The organism is Acidaminococcus sp. (assembly GCF_050873445.1).
Taxonomy (GTDB): Bacteria; Bacillota; Negativicutes; order Acidaminococcales; family Acidaminococcaceae; genus Acidaminococcus.
Genome location: NZ_JBNMIU010000016.1, coordinates 1 through 18,070 on the forward strand (window position 1 = coordinate 1; position 18,070 = coordinate 18,070).

Consider the following 18,070-nt stretch of genomic DNA (forward strand, 5'->3'; position numbering starts at 1 on the left):
CCGCGGATTCCTGCTGAGACGGAACCGCGCGATACAGGCAGAGGGTACTTTCGGGGTTATGAAAAATGACCGGGAGTATGATCGGATTGTCCGAAGAGGTCTGGATTCAGTGAAAATGGAAGTTTTCCTGGTTTCTATTGGCTTTAACTTATACAAATACCATAAGAAACAGCAAGCACATATGGATAGGGCAGCTTAATTAAAAAAGCTGATTTTTAGGGGAAAGGGGGAAGTATGCTCTTTTCTCCTCAAATTTTGTTGAGGGAGCCATAGAGATAAAAAACAAAGGGGGTGTGAAGAAATGAATTCTCATTTCTTCACACCCCCTTTCATTTTTTACAATTCTTTACAATATCCTGTCATTACTTTTTACAATGGACTGATATCTTATAGCTATAGCGAAAGCAAAAACGATTATCTTAACGAATGACAAGGGAGCGATGAGATGATGTTGAAAAACAAATGGAGAAAACTGGCCGTAACGGTACTGGCAGGGATGATGGTCCTGGGCGCTGCAGGGTGCGGCGGTCAAAAAGCGGCAGATACCAAGAAACCGGCTGCAGTCAGCGGCAACATTACCGGTTCCGGTTCTTCTGCTCTGCTGCCTTTGGTGAAGGACGCAGCCGCAAGTTTCAAGAAACAGCATAAAGATGTAAGCATCAGCCTGAACGCCGGCGGATCCGGCATGGGCCTGAAACAGGTTTCCGAAGGCTCCGTAGACATGGGGAACTCCGATGTGCCCGCAGCTTCCAAACTGCCGAAGGAAAAGGCAGAACAGCTGGAAGACCATAAAATCTGTGTCATGACGGTCGCTACCATCGTGAACAAGGATGTGGCTGAAAAAGTCAAGAGCCTGACCCAACAGCAGCTGACCGATATCTTCACGGCCAAGGTCACCAACTGGAAAGAAGTGGGGGGCCCGGATGAACCCATTACCCTGGTAACCCGACCCAAGACTTCCGGTACCCGTGCTCTGTTTGCCAAATATGCCATTGGCGGTGCGGAAGAAGCTTCCAACAAATCCCTGGAAACCGATAACTCCGGTCTGTTGGTACAGAGCGTAGCCCAGAACAAAGGCGCCATCGGTTATGTGGCTCTGCCCTACCTGACCAAGAATGATACGGTTGCCACTGTTGCCATCGATGGTGTCGTACCGAACCTGGAAAACACCTATTCTGGCAAATATAATGTCTGGGGCTATGAACATGTTTACACCAAGAAAAATCCGAAAGCCGCTGTAAAAGCTTTCCTGGATTATCTGCTGTCTGCCGACTATGGCAAACGGATCGAGGAGCTGGGTTATGGTGTCAGCAGCAAGATGCAAGTCAAAGATGCCGCTCATGATTAATGATACGGTAGTTCAAAAATTAACGCAGGTCCACCGCAAAGAGTCCCTGTCACAGTCCGTCATTACGGCCTGTGGCATCGCAGCGGCCCTGCTTCCTTTCCTGATGGCCGCTTTCCTTCTGGTGAAGGGGAGCGGCACCTTTTGGGATTTTGGGCACAGCATCACGGAGTTCCTGTTCTTAGGAGCCTGGAAGCCCAGCGATACCCTGGAAGGCGGCGGCCAGGTGGGGGCGGCCATGTTCATCAGCGGCTCCCTGGTCACCTGTTTCCTGAGTCTGGTGATTGCCCTGCCGGTCAGCCTGGCGGCAGCCATCTACATGTCGGAAATGGCCGGCCCGGCCGTACAGCGGATTATCCGCCCGATCGTAGAAATGTTCACAGGTATCCCTTCCGTAATCTACGGCTGGGTGGGTCTGACGGTCCTGGTACCGTTCCTGCGCAAGATCTTCCCCATGCCTTTCGGCTTTTCCGTGCTGGCCGCGGCTCTCGTCCTGGCCGTGATGATCTTCCCGGTCATCACTACCATGGCGGCCGATGCTATGCTGGCCGTTCCCAGAAGCTGGCGTGATGCCTCCTATGGCTTGGGAGCCACCCGCTGGGAAACCATCCGCAACGTGATCCTGCCGGCTGCGCAGCGGGGCATTTTCACCGGCGTGGTGCTGGGCTTGGCCCGTGCCCTGGGTGAAGCCCTGGCCGTAGCCATGGTCATCGGCCAGATGAAACGCTTCCCTACGTCCCTGTTTCTGCCAGCGTCCACTATGACTACGGTAATTGCCAACGATATGGGCGGTGCCATGGAAGGCGGCGAATACAGTGCAGCCCTGTGGACTCTGGGTTTGCTGCTGTTCGTGATTTCCTTTGTCCTGATCTTTATCATCCACCATTTCGGGAAAGATCCCATGAAAGTAAAAGAGGAGGAATAAGCCATGAACGGTTTAGCACATAAAAGAGCCATGAATCGGCTCATGAGCGGGCTGTTCACTGCCGGAGCTTATGGCTCTGCCATCCTGCTCTTTGCGTTTATCGCTCTGGTGGTGGGGCAGGGCATTTCCGGACTCAGTGAGGACATCCTCCTGGGCATCCGGGATATGTTCTTCAATACCCTGTACCTGGTGGTGTTGGCCCTGATCATCAGCGCCCTGTGGGGCATCCCTGCCGGGATTTACCTGGCGGAATACGCCACCGATGGGAAACTGACCAACTGGATCCGGATGGCTGTGGAAACATTGTCCTCACTGCCTTCCATTGTGGTCGGCCTGTTCGGCTACCTGGTCTTTATCGTTATGACCGGTTCCCAGTGGAATCTGATGGCTGGTGCGCTGTCGGTGTCCATCCTGACGTTGCCGCTGATGGTATCCGTTACGGAAAATGCCTTGAAGGACCTGCCGCCGGAATATACATTGGGCAGCCTGGGACTGGGCGCTTCCAAATGGCAGACCATCTGGAACGTACTGCTGCCCGCTTGCCTGCCCAGAATCATGACCGGGCTGATCCTGGCTGCCGGCCGTGGGTTCGGGGAAGCTGCCGCGCTGATGTTCACGGCCGGTATGTCCACGGACATCGACTGGACCAACTGGGATTTCAGCTCGACCACATGCCCGCTGAACCCGTTCCGGCCCGGTGAAACCCTGGCTCTGCACGTGTGGGTCATGCGGACCGAGGCCCTGAGCCCCGATGCCGGTAAGATTGCCGGCGTAACCTCTGCCATCTTGATGCTGGTGGTGGTGGTGTTCAATGTGCTGGCCCGGTATATCAGCTGGCGCCTGGAAAAGAAGATGGAGGGAACTGCAGATGAATGAGAATGAGCAGAAGACCGTTTCCAACGAGAATATGGTCTTCGACATCCAGCACCTGGATCTGTTTTATGGCAAACACCAGGCGCTGAAAGATATCAATATGAAAGTAAAACGCAATGAGATCACCGCACTGATCGGACCTTCCGGCTGCGGCAAATCCACGCTGCTGAAGACCCTGAACCGGATGAACGACTGGGTATCCGGCTGCCGGGTGGAAGGGAAGATCCTGTTTGAAGGCAGAGATATCTTTAAAGAAGTGGACCCGTTGGCCCTGCGGTACCGTGTGGGTATGGTGTTCCAGCAGCCTTCTCCCTTTCCCAAGAGCATTTTTGACAACGTGGCTTACGGTCCCCGGGTACAGGGTATCACCAATAAGGCCCAGCTTGCGGAAATCGTGGAAAAGAGTTTGCGGCAGGCTGCCATCTGGGATGAACTGAAAGACCGGTTGGATAAAAGTGCCCTGGGCTTGTCCGGCGGGCAGCAGCAGCGGCTCTGCATCGCCCGGACACTGGCTGCCCAGCCTTCCGTGATCCTCATGGACGAACCCACGTCCGCCCTGGATCCCATTTCTACTCAGAAAATCGAAGACCTGGCGCTGGAGCTGAAAAAAGACTACACCATTGTCATCGTTACCCACAACATGCAGCAGGCCAGCCGGATCTCCGACAAGACGGCTTTCTTTTACCTGGGCGAACTGGTGGAACTGAATGACACGGAAACTTTGTTCACCAATCCTTCCGAACCTCGGACGGAATCTTATATTACGGGCCGGTTCGGCTGAGAGAGGAGACGCTATGAGAGACGCTTACATAAAGGATCTGATCGAAATCCAGGACCAGGTGCGGAGCCTGATCTGTACCCTGGAAAAGACCCTGGAAGAAACGAAGGATGCCCTGTTCACCCAGGATCTGGACAAGGCCCGGCTGGTACGGGACGGAGACGATAAATTCGATGAAATGATCCGGGGAATCATGCGCAAGGACCTGACCATCCAGGTGCTGCAGTCCCCGGTGGCTTCCGACTGGCGGCTGCTGATGGGAACCTTCCGTGTACTCAGTGAACTGGAACGGATTGCGGACCACTGTTCCGATATGGCGCTTTACATCACCCGGATCCTGGAACGGAAACCGGTGGTAAAAGCGCCGGAAGGATTTCGGGAAATGTATGAAGATATGCAGGGACTTTTGGAAGAAAGTTTCCGTTGCTATCTGGAAGGGGACGACGAAAAAGCACGTTATATCGGCGACAAGGATGACATCGTGGATGCAGATTTCGAACGGATCCTGCCCACCCTGACCGATGAAATCAAAAAGGATCCGGACGATGTGGCTTCTTATGTGGATTATGTGCTGCTGCTGAAATATATGGAGCGCACGGCCGATCACGGGACCAACATCGGGAACTGGGTGCTGTATATGAAAAAAAATCTGCTGAAAGGCGACAACGGGTTTACGATGGAGTGATTTTAAGTTCAACAGACTCCCTGTGCAGCTACCAGCGCAGGGAAGAACAGAGGAGGCAAAAGGTATGAATAACAAGTGGCTGAAACGCGCAATCCTGACGGTTGTGGCTGGCGGTTCCCTGATGGGCGTACTACCCGGTGTGGAAGCAGCGGAAGTCCGCATCCTGCCCGTGGACAAAGCGAAATTCTGGGCGGGCGCCAAATTCGACTTCGATGTGGAAGTGAAGGGAACCCAGAATCTGAAGAACGTCGACATTACCGTTAACGGCCAGTCGGCTGAAAAATTCTTCGGCAAGAAACTGGCTCCCAAAGACCTGGGCAATGGCGTGGTTTCCTACCGGGCCAATGGGGTGAACTTCCCCAAGACCGGTTCCTATGCCATTAAAGTGATGGCCCAGGATGACAATGGCAAGAACGTTTCAGCTGCCGGATATACGGTAGTCCATGAAAAGGCTCCTAAACGGGCCAAAAATGTAATTTTGTTCGTGGGAGACGGTATGACCCTGCAGGCTCGGGAAATGGCCCGGATCCTGTCCAAGGGCATGACCAACGGCAAGTACAATGATCTGTTGACCATGGAAAAATTCCCTCACAGCTGCCTGATTACCACCAGCGGGTATGATTCTCTGACTACCGACAGCGCCAACTCTGCTTCTGCCTATGCTACCGGTCATAAATCCGTGGTAAACGCCATGGGTGTCTACGAAGACTCCACCAAGGATCCCTTCGATGATCCCAAAGTGGAAAACATCTCCGAAATCGTGAAACGGACCCGGGGCATGTCCGTGGGCGTGATCACCCAGGCTGAATCTACCGATGCCACCCCGGCTGCCATGATCGGCCATACCCGCCGGCGTGCAAACCAGGACTTCCTGGCCAAGAGTTATCTGGAAGATTCCCATCGTCCGGACGTCATCATGGGCGGCGGCTCCCAGCGGTATGTCCCCCAGAGCGTCAAGGGTTCCAAACGGCATGATCAGGATGATATCATCAAGGACTTCGAAAACAAGGGGTATACCTTTGTGACCAACGCTGCGGAAATGAAGTCCGCTCCGGCCAACAAGCCGCTGCTGGGTCTGTTCCATCCCGGTACCATGAACGTATATCTGGACCGGGAAGTGCTGAAGAACCCGGAAGTGCTGGGCAAATACACCGACCAGCCCAACCTGGTGGATATGACCAAGAAATCCTTGGATATCCTGTCCAGGAACCCCAACGGCTTCTTTGCCATGATCGAAGGGGCTTCCATCGATAAGCAGTTCCACGCCATGGACTGGCAGCGGGCTACCTACGATACCATCGAATTCGACAAGGCCATCCAGGCTGCCGTCGACTGGTCCAAGAAACACGGAGATGATACCCTGATGATTGTCGTAGCCGACCACGCCCATGGTACCTCCATCACCGGTACCTACCATGAGCGGGATGGCAAGAAAGGTTCCGCTGCCGTACGGACCTACGCAGACTCCATCTTCCCGACCTTTAAGGATGAAGACCACGATGGATTCCCTGACAATCCGGATCCCGATGTGACTCTGGCGGTACAGTACGCCAACCATCCTGCCTATTATGTGAACTACCACCTGCAGCAGAAACCCACCCTGCCTACCATTACGGAAAAAGTGAGCAAGACCGTGGCCCAGCAGGTGGGTGAAAAGACCGAATACCATCAGGAATCCACTGTGGTTGCAAAACCCAATCCGGCACGGCATCACGAAGGGGATCCTGTGGAAATCGACCCGGCAAATATCCCGGATACCGTTGGGGATGAGTGTCATGCAGCCGATGATGTGCCTCTGAATGCATACGGCCCCGGCTCCGAATACTTCAACGGCGTCATGGACAATACGGAAGTCTTCTTCGGGATGATGCGTGCCCTGGGCATCGATGCTACCAAGAACAAATAAATTTGGAAACCATGCTGGAAAAGGGCTGGCGCTTCGGCGACAGTCCCTTTTTCCATGATATAATAAAATATTACAGGAATATCAAGAGAAGGCGGTATATGTATGACTCTACAGCAATTGCGGTACATCGTGGCCATTGCGGAGACGGGGACCTTCAGCGCAGCGGCCCGGGAACTGTTCATCACCCAGCCCAGCCTGACCAAGATGGTACGGGAGCTGGAAAAAGAGATGAACATCCAGATTTTCGAGCGCACCAATAAGGGAGTCCATCTGTCCAAGGACGGAGAAATCTTTCTGGGGTACGCCCGGCAGGTGTTGGAACAGGCGGATCTGCTGGAATCCCGCTACAAGAAGAAAGCCGGGGGAAAGCAGGAATTCACTGTGTCCACCCAGCACTATTCTTTTGCTGTGAATGCTTTCGTAGACCTGATCAAGGAATACGGAGGCGAAACCTACGATTTCAGCCTGCAGGAAACCCAGACGTACACCATCATCGATGATGTGGCCCACATGCGCAGTGAAATCGGGATCTTATACTACAACGAGTTCAACAGGGCGGTGCTCCAGAAAATCTTCAAGGCCAATGACCTGGAATTCCGGGAACTGTTCGTGGCCGAACCTCATGTATTCATGAATTCCGATCACCCTCTGGCCGGCCGGAAAAGCGTTTCCATGGAGGAATTGGCACCCTATCCCTATTTGAGCTACATCCAGGGAGATCATAACGCCTTCTACTTCTCTGAAGAAATTTTCAGCACTGTGGTGCGTTCCAAGAACATCCGGGTCAGTGACCGGGCTACCCTGTTCAATCTGCTGATCGGGCTGAATGGTTACACCGTGTGCAGCGGCGTCATCGACCAGAAATTGAACGGGGCCAGCATTATCGCCGTGCCCCTGCGCAAGGAAGGGGAAATGCACATCGGCCTCCTGACCCACAAGCAGACCCATCTGAGCCGTCTCGGCCAGGCTTATGTGGCCGCATTGGAACAGTATATAAAAGGACTGCCCGAAAGCAGTCCGTCGAAACATTAATTCGGTTGTTCTTTTACCACCACTGTCAGGCTGCAGCCGAAGTTCTTGCGGAACCATTTGGTCATGCCCTGGAGCATCTGCAGTTCCACCGAGGGGGTGCGGCTGGTAGTAAGGGTCAGTACCGCGTTTCCGTTCAGCAGTGACGGTTCGATGGCCTCAATGGCTCCGGTCTGGGTGTAATCCAGACATTCAGCCAGGGCCAGCAGCAGGGCTCCGTTGCTCAGCCGTTTCATGTCGGCTTCCGGGATCAGCTTCCGATAGGGCTTGTTCCGCAGGTATCCCCGGTTCATGCCGTGGTGCCAGGCAGCCAGGATGGCGGTGTACACCACATCCAGATGGTTCAGTCCGAACAGCTTGCCGTTTTCAATCAGGTAACCGCTGTGGCGGGTGTGGTTGTAGTAGTTGATGGTAATGCCGATGTCATGGAGCAGTCCGGCAGTTTCCACCAGGGGCTTCCACTTTTCCGGGTCCAGCCGGTGCAGGGACTGCCAGCCGTCAAACAGCTGGAGGGCGTATTTTGCCACCAGTCGGCAGTGTTCTTCATCGGGGGAATACAGATGGATCATGTTTTCCCGGGCCATTTCCAGGATGTTGGGGGTGATCAGGGGTTCATCCGTATGCTGGTGGAGGTATTGGGAGAACAGGCCTTCCCGCAGTCCGCAACCGGAGACAATCAATTTCCGTGCCTTGCTCTTGTCGGCCAGGGCTTTGATAACGGAGGCACCGGCGATAATCACATCGGCCCGGTCATTGGAAAGACCGGGGATACGGCGCCGGGTGGCCAGGGTGGTGCCGGGAAGGGTCTTGTACCATTCTTTGAAATCCTGCAGAGAAAACTGGTAATTGTGCAGCTTGGATGTGAAATACTTGCTCCGCTTTTGTTCGATTTTGCCGATGGAACGGGCCGTGCCGCCCACACCGATGAGAGGCAGCCCGCAGCCGGCAATCCAGGGTGCTTTCTGGATCTGGTCGTTGATGGCCCGGCGCATCTGGTTCAGGGCGTTGGAATTCACCACATTGTTCAATTTGAAGTTCTTGGTCAGGTTTACGCACCCGATGGGCAGACTGACGCTTTCCACCAGTTTCCGGTCCCGGACCAGGATTACTTCGGTGGAGGCGCCGCCCAGGTCGAATACGACGGCGTCTTTCACGTCGATGGTGTTGATTACGCCCAGGTATGACAGAGACGCTTCTGTTTTGCCGGAAATGATTTCCAGGTTGATGCCGGAAGCCTGGGATACGATTTTGGCCAGCTTGGCTCCGTTGGGAGCGTTCCGCATGGCAGCGGTAGCCACGGCGATGGTTTCATCCACGTGGTACAGTCTGCACATGGCGGCAAAGTTTTTCATGCAGAGTGTGGTGGCAGTGAAGGCTTCTTCCGTCAGGTAGCCCTTCTTGTCCGTCTTCAGGGCCAGCCGCAGCGGATCCTTCTGGTTGTACACCAGGTTGCAGGCGTTGGAGGAATGGACTTCCATGATGACAAGACGTGCGGAGTTGGACCCCACGTCAATGATGGCAATACGTTTCATACAAACCCCTCGATTCGACAGTGTCCCGAAAAGCTGCGGAAAAAAGGAAATCAATCTGTAAACACTGTTTCTTTTATTATATTGTTATATTATAGAAGTGATAAACTAAAATAAGTATATCACGATTGGCCCCCGGCGGGTAGACAGTACTGGGTTATAGCGAATGTGAGGAGGACGTTATGGCAAAGAAAAAATTGCGTTCGGCTGCGGTGATCCATCTGGGTTCGGAAAACATCACCATGCAGCTGATTGAATATACCGGTCTGGACGATGTCCGGATCGTAACTGAATTACGGAACAAAGTACGCTTGGGGGAAGAGACCTTCCAGACCCATAAAATCTCTTTCCAGACTATGCTGGAAATCGTAGGCATCTTGAAGGGATACCGCCAGGTAATGAAGGAATACGGCGTGAAGGAGTATCAGCTGCAGGCTACCACGGCCGTGCGGGAAGCGGAGAACCGGACGTATTTCCTGGATCAGGTGAAGGTAAAGACCGGATTCCAGATCGAAGTGATCAATATGAGCCGGGAAATCTACACCAAGATGGCCTCCCTCATGCGGAACATGGATATGAAGGATATCCATCTGGATGACAATACCGGCATGCTGCTGGCGGACATTTCTTCCGGCGGCCTGGGGCTTACCTACCTGAAGGGCAGCGAAGTGAAGTTCCAGCAGAATCTCCATGTGGGTCTGGTACGGCTGAAGGAGCAGTTCACCCGGAACGAGCGTTCCAGCATCCATTTCGAACAGGCCCTGAACGAATACCTTCAGGACCGGATCGGCGTGGTGGCCGAGGAACTGGAAGGGGAGGACATCCAGACCCTGCTGCTTACCGGAACGGAAAGCCAGGTGATGATGGATCTGTTTGGCGGTGAAAAAAAGCAGAAGGGAAATATTTCCTTTGCAGCGGAAGAGGTGGAAGCGTTCTATGAGAAAGCCCACCAGTACAAGGATGTGCAGCTAAAGAAGCTGTTCGGCCTGCCCCCGGAAGAGATGGAAGTCGCCCAGCCAGCCATTTCCCTGTGTCACCTGCTCATGCAGATGACCGGAGCCAAACGGCTTTTCATGCCCAAAGACCGGTTCATTGACGGCATGAAGATCCTGTACGTTGCCCGGCAGCTGGATCCGGGATTCCTGGAAGAAATGCTGGAACTGCAGATGAGCCTGGTACGCAGTATCGGCACCCGGTTCCATTACGACGCCCCCCATGCAGCCTGGGTAGAAGCCATGTGCTGCCAGCTGTTCGATACTCTGGCTCCCAGCCAGGGCCTGGACCAGGAAGACAAGATCCTGCTGCGGGCGGCGGCTTACCTGCACAACATCGGTAAGTATGCTTCCATGCGGACCTACGACCGGTACAATTACTACCTGATCGACTGTGCGGACCTGTTGGGATTCAGCGTGGAACAGTGCCATACCATCGCCCAGATTTCTTATCTGTATACCCTGGACCGGCCGGAACTGAACGGTTCGGAACCCCGGGATTTCGGCACCGGTATCAGTCCGCTGGTGGCCAAGCTGGCAGCCATCCTGAGGCTGGCTGACTCCATGGATATCAGCGGCAGGCAGAAAATCACCGGCTGCAGGATGGTCCTGAAGGGCAATGAACTGAAAATCCGGGCCAAAAGCCGGCACAACCTGTCTCTGGAGGAATGGGTTTTCGAAAAGAGAGGCAGCTTCTTTGAAGAAGTGTTTGGTGTACAGCCCGTACTGGAAAGAGTGGAGGCGTAAGGATGACAATCGATTTGAACAGGCCGGAATATTACGTGAACCGGGAACTGAGCTGGCTGAAATTCAATTTGCGGGTGCTGCGGGAAGCCGGGGTACGGACCCTGCCGCTCCTGGAACGGATGCGCTTCGTGGCCATTTCGGCTTCCAACCTGGATGAATTCTTCATGGTCCGGGTGGCCGGGCTCATCGAGCAGGAAGCCGCCGGGGTGGATAAAGTGGATGCAGCCGGACTTACAGTGGCGGATCAGCTGCGGGAAATCTCTCTGTCGGCTCACAACCAGATGAAGCTGAAATACCGGTACTTTTTTGCCCTGTGCAACGAACTGGAAAAGAACGATATCCGGTTCCTGCGGGTGAAGGATGTGACACCGGAACAGCGGCAGGAATTGGAAGCCTACTACCAGGAAATGGTATTCCCGGTGCTGACTCCCATGGCAGTGGATGCGGCCCGGCCGTTCCCGTTCCTGGCCAACAAGACCTTGAACATCGCCGTGGAACTGCGGAACAAAAAAGGAGAGCAGCGGGTGGCCTTCGTGCAGGTGCCTTCCGTACTGCCCCGGTTCATCTCGCTGGTGGATCAGGAAGGGAAGCGGAGCTATGTATTCCTGGAAGATTTGATCATGGAACACTGCCAGGATCTGTTCAAGGGGTCGGCTATCGTGGATATGGTGCCCTTCCGGATCACTCGTGACTCTGATCTGGAAGTGGAGGAGGATGCTACCCAGGACCTGATGAAAGAAATCGAACGGTCTCTGCGGAAACGGAAACGGGGGGCCGCAGTGCGGCTGGAAATCTGTACCACTGACGACCGCTACCTGAAGGATTTCCTGATCCGCAGTCTGGACCTGGAGCCCCGGGATGTGTACGAAATCAATGGGCCCCTGGACCTGACCTTCCTGAACAAGTTCATCGACCAGCCGGGCATGGAACAGTGGAAGTTTACTCCCTATGTGAACCAGCAGCCGGAGGAACTGCCCGATTACGACGACCTGTTCGGCAGGATCCGGGAGCACGACATTTTGCTGCATCATCCCTACGAAAGCTTCGATCCTATCGTGAAGCTGCTGGCTGTTGCGGCGGAAGATCCCAATGTGCTGGCCATCAAACAGACCCTGTACCGGGTCAGCGGCAATTCCCCTCTGGTAGCGGCTCTGGCCCGGGCTGCGGAAAACGGCAAGCAGGTCACGGCTCTGGTGGAACTGAAAGCCCGATTCGATGAAGAGAACAACATCGTATGGGCCCGCCGCCTGGAAAAGGCCGGCTGCCATGTGATCTACGGCCTTATGGGGCTGAAGACCCATTCCAAGATTATCCTGATTGTCCGGAAGGAAGAAGGCGGAATCCGGCGCTATGTGCACCTGGGCACCGGCAATTACAACGACAAGACTGCCAAGCTGTATACGGACCTGGGGCTGCTCACCGCCAACGACCAGTACGGTGAGGATGCTTCCGCATTCTTCAACGTGCTCAGCGGTTATTCGGAACCGCCGGTATTCAATCGTCTGGTCATGGCTCCCATCGGGCTGCGGGAAAAGATCTATGAACTGGTGGATCGGGAAATCGCCAATGTGAAAAATGGCGGCGAAGGCCATATTGTGGCCAAGATGAACTCCCTGATCGATCAGCCGGTAATCAGAAAGTTCTACGAAGCGTCCCAGGCCGGCGTGAAGATTGAACTGATCGTACGGGGCATCTGCGGGCTGCGGCCGGGCATCAAGGGCGTCAGTGACAACATTACTGTGCGTTCCATCATCGGCCGGTTCCTGGAACACAGCCGGGTGTACTATTTTGCCAATAACGGCAATGAAGAACTGTATCTGTCCAGTGCGGATATGATGCCCCGGAACTTGAACGACCGGGTGGAGCTGCTGTTCCCGGTGGAACGGAAGGCCCACATCGACCGGATCAAGGAATTCCTGAATCTGTGCCTGAAGGACAATGTGGGGGCCCATGTGATGCTGGCCAATGGAACCTGGCGCCGCAGCTATGCCCATGGCCATCAGCGCATCAGTGTACAGGCCGCTCTCATGCAGCGGGCCATGAAGAACGCTCCCCGAAAGACCATGCCCCTGGAACAGCGGCTGAAACCTATGGAACACAAGGAAGAATGACGGCGATACGGATTTTGTGATATAATGACGTATCATAGAGAGAGGTGCGTTGAGAAACCATGGCAGTGCAAAGTGTTACTTTAAATTACCAGGGCCATTACGGCTATCTGGATTACAACGAAGAGACCCATGAAATGACCGTATTCATTCCGGACGCAGAGGAGGCGGCCCAGAAGGTGCGGGATTTCCTGTCCAGCCCCAAAACCATGGAAGTGCCAACGGATCAGTGCACCTACCATTTCGGGGAAGTGACCGTGGATCCGAAAAACAGCTGGCAGGATTGCCAGCAGGCTCTGACCCGGCTGTGGGTCAATACCGGTGTGCTGGTGGAATGGAGTATGCCGCCCCGGATGGCCAACGATTTGTAAGTTATGCACAGAGTTATCCACTTATGAACATTCCTCTTGTGGATAATGTGGATAAGTCGGAAAAGGGGAGGAAACGATTGTGGCAAAGCGGTTTTATGAACTGGAAGTGGCGGGGCTGAAGCGCTCTCTGCCCGTCCTGAACATTTCGGACACCCTGGCCATTGCCGGGTTCGTGATCCTGGGCGATACGGAAATGGTGGAAAAAGCGGCAGCGGAACTGGCTCCAAAGGTGCCTGCCGGCACGGAGGTCCTTATGGCCGCCGAGACCAAGGGTATCCCGCTGGTCCACGCCATGGCGCGGATCCTGGGGATGGACCGCTACATCGTGGCCCGGAAGTCCATCAAAGCCTATATGGAACACCCGCTGGTCGTGGAGGATGAATCCATCACCACCAAGGGCAAACAGATGCTGTGCCTGCAGGATGCGGATATCGATCTGGTGCGGGGTCATAAGGTGACTCTGGTGGATGATGTGATCAGCACCGGGGGCTCCATGAAGGCCCTGGAGGAGCTGGTGGAAAAAGCCGGCGGTACGGTGAACGGACGTATGGCCATCCTGGCTGAAGGGGATTCCATCGGCCGACAGGATATCGTCGTCCTGGCCAATCTGCCATTATTCAAGGCGGAGTAATCTGCAGAGAAGGGAAGCTGTCGCTTGCGGCAGCTTCTTTTTTGTTATAAAATGAAACAATACTGTTTCTTTTTGTCTGAGGAGGTATTTTCTTTGAAAATCATAGATCTGCTGAAGAGCCCGAAAGTCTGTGTTTCCTGCGAACTGTTCCCGCCCAAGAAGGGCAGCGAACTGGAACACGCCCAGGAAATCGCCCGCACCATTGCCGTCCAGGGGGTGGATTACATGAGTGTCACCTACGGGGCCGGCGGCACTTCCGTGGGCAAGAGCGTGGCCCTGGTATCCGAAATCGAACGCTGCGGTGTGCCTGCTCTGGCTCATCTTACCTGCGTGGGAGCTACGGAACAGCGCATCGAGGGCGTATTGGACCAGCTGAAGAATGCCCATGTGGAGAATGTGCTGGCTCTGCGGGGAGATCTTCCAGTCGGCCAGGAATCCCTCCAGGGGGATTATGCCCATGCCAGTGAACTGGTGAAAAAAATCAAGAGCTACGGAGACTTCTGCGTAGGCGGGGCCACCTATCCCCAGGGTCATCCGGAAGCCAAAAGCCTGGATGAAGATCTGGAACACACCAAGATGAAAGTGGAAGATGGCTGCGATTTTCTGGTGACCCAGATGTTCTTTGACAATACCATGTTCTACAACTTCATGTACCGGCTGCTGGCCAAGGGAATCAATGTGCCGGTGGTGGCCGGGATCATGCCGGTGACCAGCCTGAAGCAGATTGAGAGAATCTTCACCCTGAGCGGTACGCCGGTACCGGCGCCACTGCGGGCCATGGCAGAACGGTTTGCAGATCATCCGGCGGCCTTGAAACAGGCGGGCATGGCCTATGCCATTGGTCAGATTGTGGACCTGATCGCCAATGGGTTCTCCAACATCCATATCTATACCATGAACAAACCGGATGTCATCGGCGGTATCCGCAGCAACCTGTCCGAAATCATCCGCAGCTGAGGCAAAGGAGGCAGGAATGGCAGTACGGATTCCCTTTGATGAAAAAGAGGCTCTGCGTTACTTCGGAGCCAGGCCGGGGGATGTACAGGCTGCGGTGACTGTGGACCGGGCCTTCCTGCAGCTGCGCAACGAAGTGCAGCCCCGGAGCCTGCTGCAGCAGTGGAGCTGTACTGTGGTCCAGGGTACGGAGAACGAAAAGGGCCGGGTCATTCTGGAAAACGGCACGGAATTTGTGAGCAGCGGCCTGGCCAGGCATCTTGAGGGCTGCGACCGGCTGCTGCTGTTTGGCGCTACCCTGGGCGCCCGGGTGGACATCGCCCTGCGGCGGATCAGCGTACGCAGCATTGCGGAAGGGGCTGCAGCCCAGGCGGTGGCAGCATCGCTTATTGAAAGCTACCTGGATCAGCAGGAAATCGTCTGGAAGAAGGAGATGCCGGCCATCTGGCAGTTTCGCACCCGGTTTTCTCCGGGGTACGGGGACTGGAACCTGGCGGAGCAGCAGAAAATCTTCCGGCTCCTGGACTGTGCCAAAGCCATCGGCCTCACTTTGACAGCAGGAGGCATCATGGCCCCCACCAAAAGTGTCACTGCGGTGATCGGCATCGACCGGTCTGGAAAGAAGGCGGCAGAGTCGGAAGACACCCACTGCGGAAAGAAAACCAAATGTGCCGCCTGCGGCAATGTAACCTGTCCTTATCGTCAGGAGGAACCATGAAATTTATAGAAGCTTTGCATAATCGGCGTCTGTTCTTTGACGGTGCCATGGGCACCATGCTCCAGGAAGCCGGCCTGAAACCCGGCGAACTGCCGGAAACCTGGAACCTGCTCCATCCGGAGAAAGTTCGGGCCATCCATCGGGCCTATGTGGACGCCGGGGTGGACATCTTGAAAACCAATACCTTCGGCGCCAACGGCCTGAAATTCGGTGCCGCCCATGACCAGCCGGAAGTGGCGGATCTGGTGAAAGCCGGGGTGGAAAATGCCCGGGCCGCTTTTGCGGAAGCCGGCAAAGAGGGCTTTGTGGCCCTGGATCTGGGGCCTACGGGAAAACTGCTCCAGCCTTTTGGGGACCTGCCTTTTGAAGAGGCTGTGTCCCTGTATGCGGAGCAGGTGAAAGCCGGGACAGCTGCCGGGGCGGACCTGATCCTGATTGAGACCATGAGTGACAGCTACGAGGCCAAGTCTGCCATCCTGGCGGCCAAGGAGAATTCGGAACTGCCCATTGTGTGCACTTTCACCTTTGACGAAGATGGGAAGCTGCTGAACGGGGCTGATGTGACCTCGGCTCTGGTCATGGCGGAATCCCTGGGAGTATCCGCTGTGGGGTTCAACTGCGGCCAGGGTCCTGATACCCTGGTAAAATTGGTGCCCCAGGCTCTCCGGGCTGTGGACATCCCTTTGGTGGCCAATCCCAATGCCGGTCTGCCGGTGCAGAAGAACGGCCATACAGTGTTCCATATCGATGCGGAGGGGTATGCACCCCTGATGGTACCCTTTGCGGAAGCGGGGGTCAGCGTGCTGGGAGGCTGCTGCGGCACGACTCCGGCTCACATCGCCACCCTGATCAAGGCCTGCAAGGATCTGCCCATGCCCGCACCCCGCACCGGAGCGCCCTGCGCCATCTGCGGCTATGGTACGGCGGTGGATTTTGAGGGTATGCCTGTAATCATCGGGGAACGGATCAACCCTACGGGGAAGAAACGGCTGAAAGAAGCTCTGAAAGCCCAGAACATGGACTATGTGTGCCAGCTGGCTCTGGAACAGCTGGATAAGGGTGCTCACGTGCTGGACGTGAACGTAGGGGTGCCCGGGGTGGATGAACCGGCCCTGATCGAAAGGGTGATCCTGACCCTGCAGTCCATTACCTCCGTTCCTCTGCAGATCGATACTTCCAATATTGAAGCCATGGAACGGGCCCTGCGGATCTACAACGGCCGGCCGCTTCTGAACTCGGTGAATGGCAAGGCAGAGAATATGGCTGAAGTACTGCCCCTGGCCAAAAAATACGGGGCGGTCCTGGTGGGTCTGTGCCTGGATGAGGGCGGCATTGCCGATACGGCGGAAGGACGGCTGCAGGTGGCTGACAGAGTCATTGCGGAAGCAGGTAAATATGGCATTCCGGCCAAGGATATGGTCATGGATCCCTTGGCCATGACCATCAGTACTGGCGGACAGAATGCCGTGGTCGACCTGGAGGTCATCCGGCGGCTGAAAGCCCGTCATATCAAGACGGTCATGGGGGTGTCCAACATTTCCTTCGGGCTGCCCAGCCGGGATGCGGTGAACAGCGCTTTCTTCGCTCTGGCCATGGAAGCCGGTCTGTCCGCCGGCATCATCAACCCCAACAGTGCAGCCATGATGCAGGCCTACATCGCCTACGGGGCTCTCAGCGGCAAGGATGAAGGCTGTAAGAAGTACGTGGAATATTTTGCCAATGCGCCCCAGCTGGTGGCGGTGGCCCAGACTCCGGCGGCCGGCGGCTCCGGTTCCGGAGAACCGGTCAAAGCCGGAAAAGGCTCCTCCATCGAGCAGGCCATTATCAAGGGACTGACCACCAAGGTGGAGCAGGGAGTGCGTCAGGCTCTGGCAGACGGGAAACTGGCTCTGGACATCATCAATGAGGACATGATTCCCGGCTTGAATGTAGTGGGGGAGCTGTTCGAGAAGAAGAAGCTGTTCCTGCCCCAGCTGCTGGTCAGCGCCGATGCGGCAAAAGCCGGGTTCGAAATCCTCAAGCAGTCCATTGCCACCGGGTCCGGCACGGAAAAGGGTGAACCCATCGTCATCTGCACGGTGAAAGGGGACATCCACGACATCGGCAAGAATATCGTGAAGGTTCTGTTGGAGAACTACGGGTACCAGGTCATCGATTTGGGCAAGGATGTGCCACCGGAGACAGTGCTGGAAGCTGCGAAGGAACATGATGTCAAACTGGTGGGGCTTAGTGCACTGATGACCACCACTGTGGGGGCCATGGAGGATACCATCCAGCTGTTGCACAAAGAACTGCCCCAGTGCAAGATCATGGTGGGCGGTGCCGTCATGACCGCTGATTACGCCCGTACCATCGGAGCCGATTTTTACGGTGCCAACGCAGTGGCCAGCGTAAACTATGCCAACGAATTGTTCCACAAATAAACTGAACACATACAGAGCTGGGGGCGGGGTATTCTTTTGCTGTTGATGATTTATCC

16 protein-coding genes are annotated in these 18,070 nt (G+C 55.2%); 15 read left to right on the top strand and 1 reads right to left on the bottom strand.

Annotation, left to right across the window (positions count from 1 at the left end):
- The 8 genes from ACR0QW_RS04225 to ACR0QW_RS04260 form a co-directional block, all read left to right on the top strand.
- On the top strand, positions 1-199 hold a 199-nt coding region (locus tag ACR0QW_RS04225; protein WP_432642468.1), incomplete at its 5' end, for a transposase.
- Between the two features lie 246 nt (positions 200-445).
- On the top strand, positions 446-1,348 hold the full coding sequence (locus ACR0QW_RS04230; protein WP_432642469.1) for a phosphate ABC transporter substrate-binding protein: 903 nt from the start codon (positions 446-448) through the stop codon (positions 1,346-1,348).
- Positions 1,341-2,270, top strand: coding sequence for a phosphate ABC transporter permease subunit PstC (pstC, locus tag ACR0QW_RS04235; protein ID WP_432642470.1), 930 nt, complete (start codon positions 1,341-1,343; stop codon positions 2,268-2,270). The genes ACR0QW_RS04230 and pstC overlap by 8 nt, the downstream gene beginning before the upstream one ends.
- 3 nt (positions 2,271-2,273) lie before the next feature.
- Entirely contained in the window at positions 2,274-3,146 is an 873-nt protein-coding gene (gene pstA / locus ACR0QW_RS04240) for a phosphate ABC transporter permease PstA (RefSeq protein ID WP_432642471.1), read from the top strand.
- Positions 3,139-3,924, top strand: coding sequence for a phosphate ABC transporter ATP-binding protein PstB (gene pstB / locus ACR0QW_RS04245; protein ID WP_432642472.1), 786 nt, complete (start codon positions 3,139-3,141; stop codon positions 3,922-3,924). The genes pstA and pstB overlap by 8 nt, the downstream gene beginning before the upstream one ends.
- Positions 3,925-3,937: 13 nt before the next feature.
- Positions 3,938-4,606: a phosphate signaling complex protein PhoU gene (gene phoU, locus ACR0QW_RS04250; RefSeq protein ID WP_432642473.1), complete on the top strand. Its 669-nt coding sequence runs from the start codon at positions 3,938-3,940 to the stop codon at positions 4,604-4,606.
- 64 nt (positions 4,607-4,670) lie between these two features.
- Positions 4,671-6,512, top strand: a complete 1,842-nt coding sequence (locus ACR0QW_RS04255) for an alkaline phosphatase (protein WP_432642474.1) — start codon at positions 4,671-4,673, stop codon at positions 6,510-6,512.
- Between the two features lie 102 nt (positions 6,513-6,614).
- Entirely contained in the window at positions 6,615-7,544 is a 930-nt protein-coding gene (locus tag ACR0QW_RS04260; RefSeq protein WP_432642475.1) for a LysR family transcriptional regulator, read from the top strand.
- Here ACR0QW_RS04260 and ACR0QW_RS04265 read toward each other — a convergent pair.
- Positions 7,541-9,073 carry an HD domain-containing protein gene (locus ACR0QW_RS04265; protein WP_432642476.1) on the bottom strand — a complete coding sequence of 511 codons (1,533 nt, stop codon included), beginning with the start codon at positions 9,071-9,073 and terminating at the stop codon, positions 7,541-7,543. The genes ACR0QW_RS04260 and ACR0QW_RS04265 overlap by 4 nt on opposite strands.
- A gap of 179 nt (positions 9,074-9,252) precedes the next feature.
- Here ACR0QW_RS04265 and ACR0QW_RS04270 point away from each other — a divergent pair, with 179 nt between their 5' ends.
- From ACR0QW_RS04270 to ACR0QW_RS04300, 7 genes are all read left to right on the top strand, one after another.
- A complete protein-coding gene (locus ACR0QW_RS04270) occupies positions 9,253-10,809 on the top strand; it encodes a hypothetical protein (protein WP_432642477.1) in 1,557 nt (518 codons plus the stop codon).
- Between the two features lie 2 nt (positions 10,810-10,811).
- Positions 10,812-12,920, top strand: a complete 2,109-nt coding sequence (locus ACR0QW_RS04275; RefSeq protein ID WP_432642478.1) for an RNA degradosome polyphosphate kinase — start codon at positions 10,812-10,814, stop codon at positions 12,918-12,920.
- Positions 12,921-12,979: 59 nt separating this feature from the next.
- Positions 12,980-13,288: a hypothetical protein gene (locus ACR0QW_RS04280; protein ID WP_432642479.1), complete on the top strand. Its 309-nt coding sequence runs from the start codon at positions 12,980-12,982 to the stop codon at positions 13,286-13,288.
- A gap of 79 nt (positions 13,289-13,367) precedes the next feature.
- Complete coding sequence (locus tag ACR0QW_RS04285) at positions 13,368-13,919, top strand: phosphoribosyltransferase family protein (RefSeq protein WP_432642480.1); 552 nt, start codon at positions 13,368-13,370, stop codon at positions 13,917-13,919.
- Between the two features lie 93 nt (positions 13,920-14,012).
- Entirely contained in the window at positions 14,013-14,876 is an 864-nt protein-coding gene (locus ACR0QW_RS04290; protein WP_432642481.1) for a methylenetetrahydrofolate reductase, read from the top strand.
- Positions 14,877-14,892: 16 nt separating this feature from the next.
- Positions 14,893-15,591 carry a vitamin B12 dependent-methionine synthase activation domain-containing protein gene (locus ACR0QW_RS04295; RefSeq protein WP_432642482.1) on the top strand — a complete coding sequence of 233 codons (699 nt, stop codon included), beginning with the start codon at positions 14,893-14,895 and terminating at the stop codon, positions 15,589-15,591.
- A complete protein-coding gene (locus ACR0QW_RS04300) occupies positions 15,588-18,014 on the top strand; it encodes a homocysteine S-methyltransferase family protein (RefSeq protein WP_432642483.1) in 2,427 nt (808 codons plus the stop codon). Before ACR0QW_RS04295 ends, ACR0QW_RS04300 begins: the two co-directional genes overlap by 4 nt.
- Positions 18,015-18,070 lie beyond the last annotated feature (56 nt).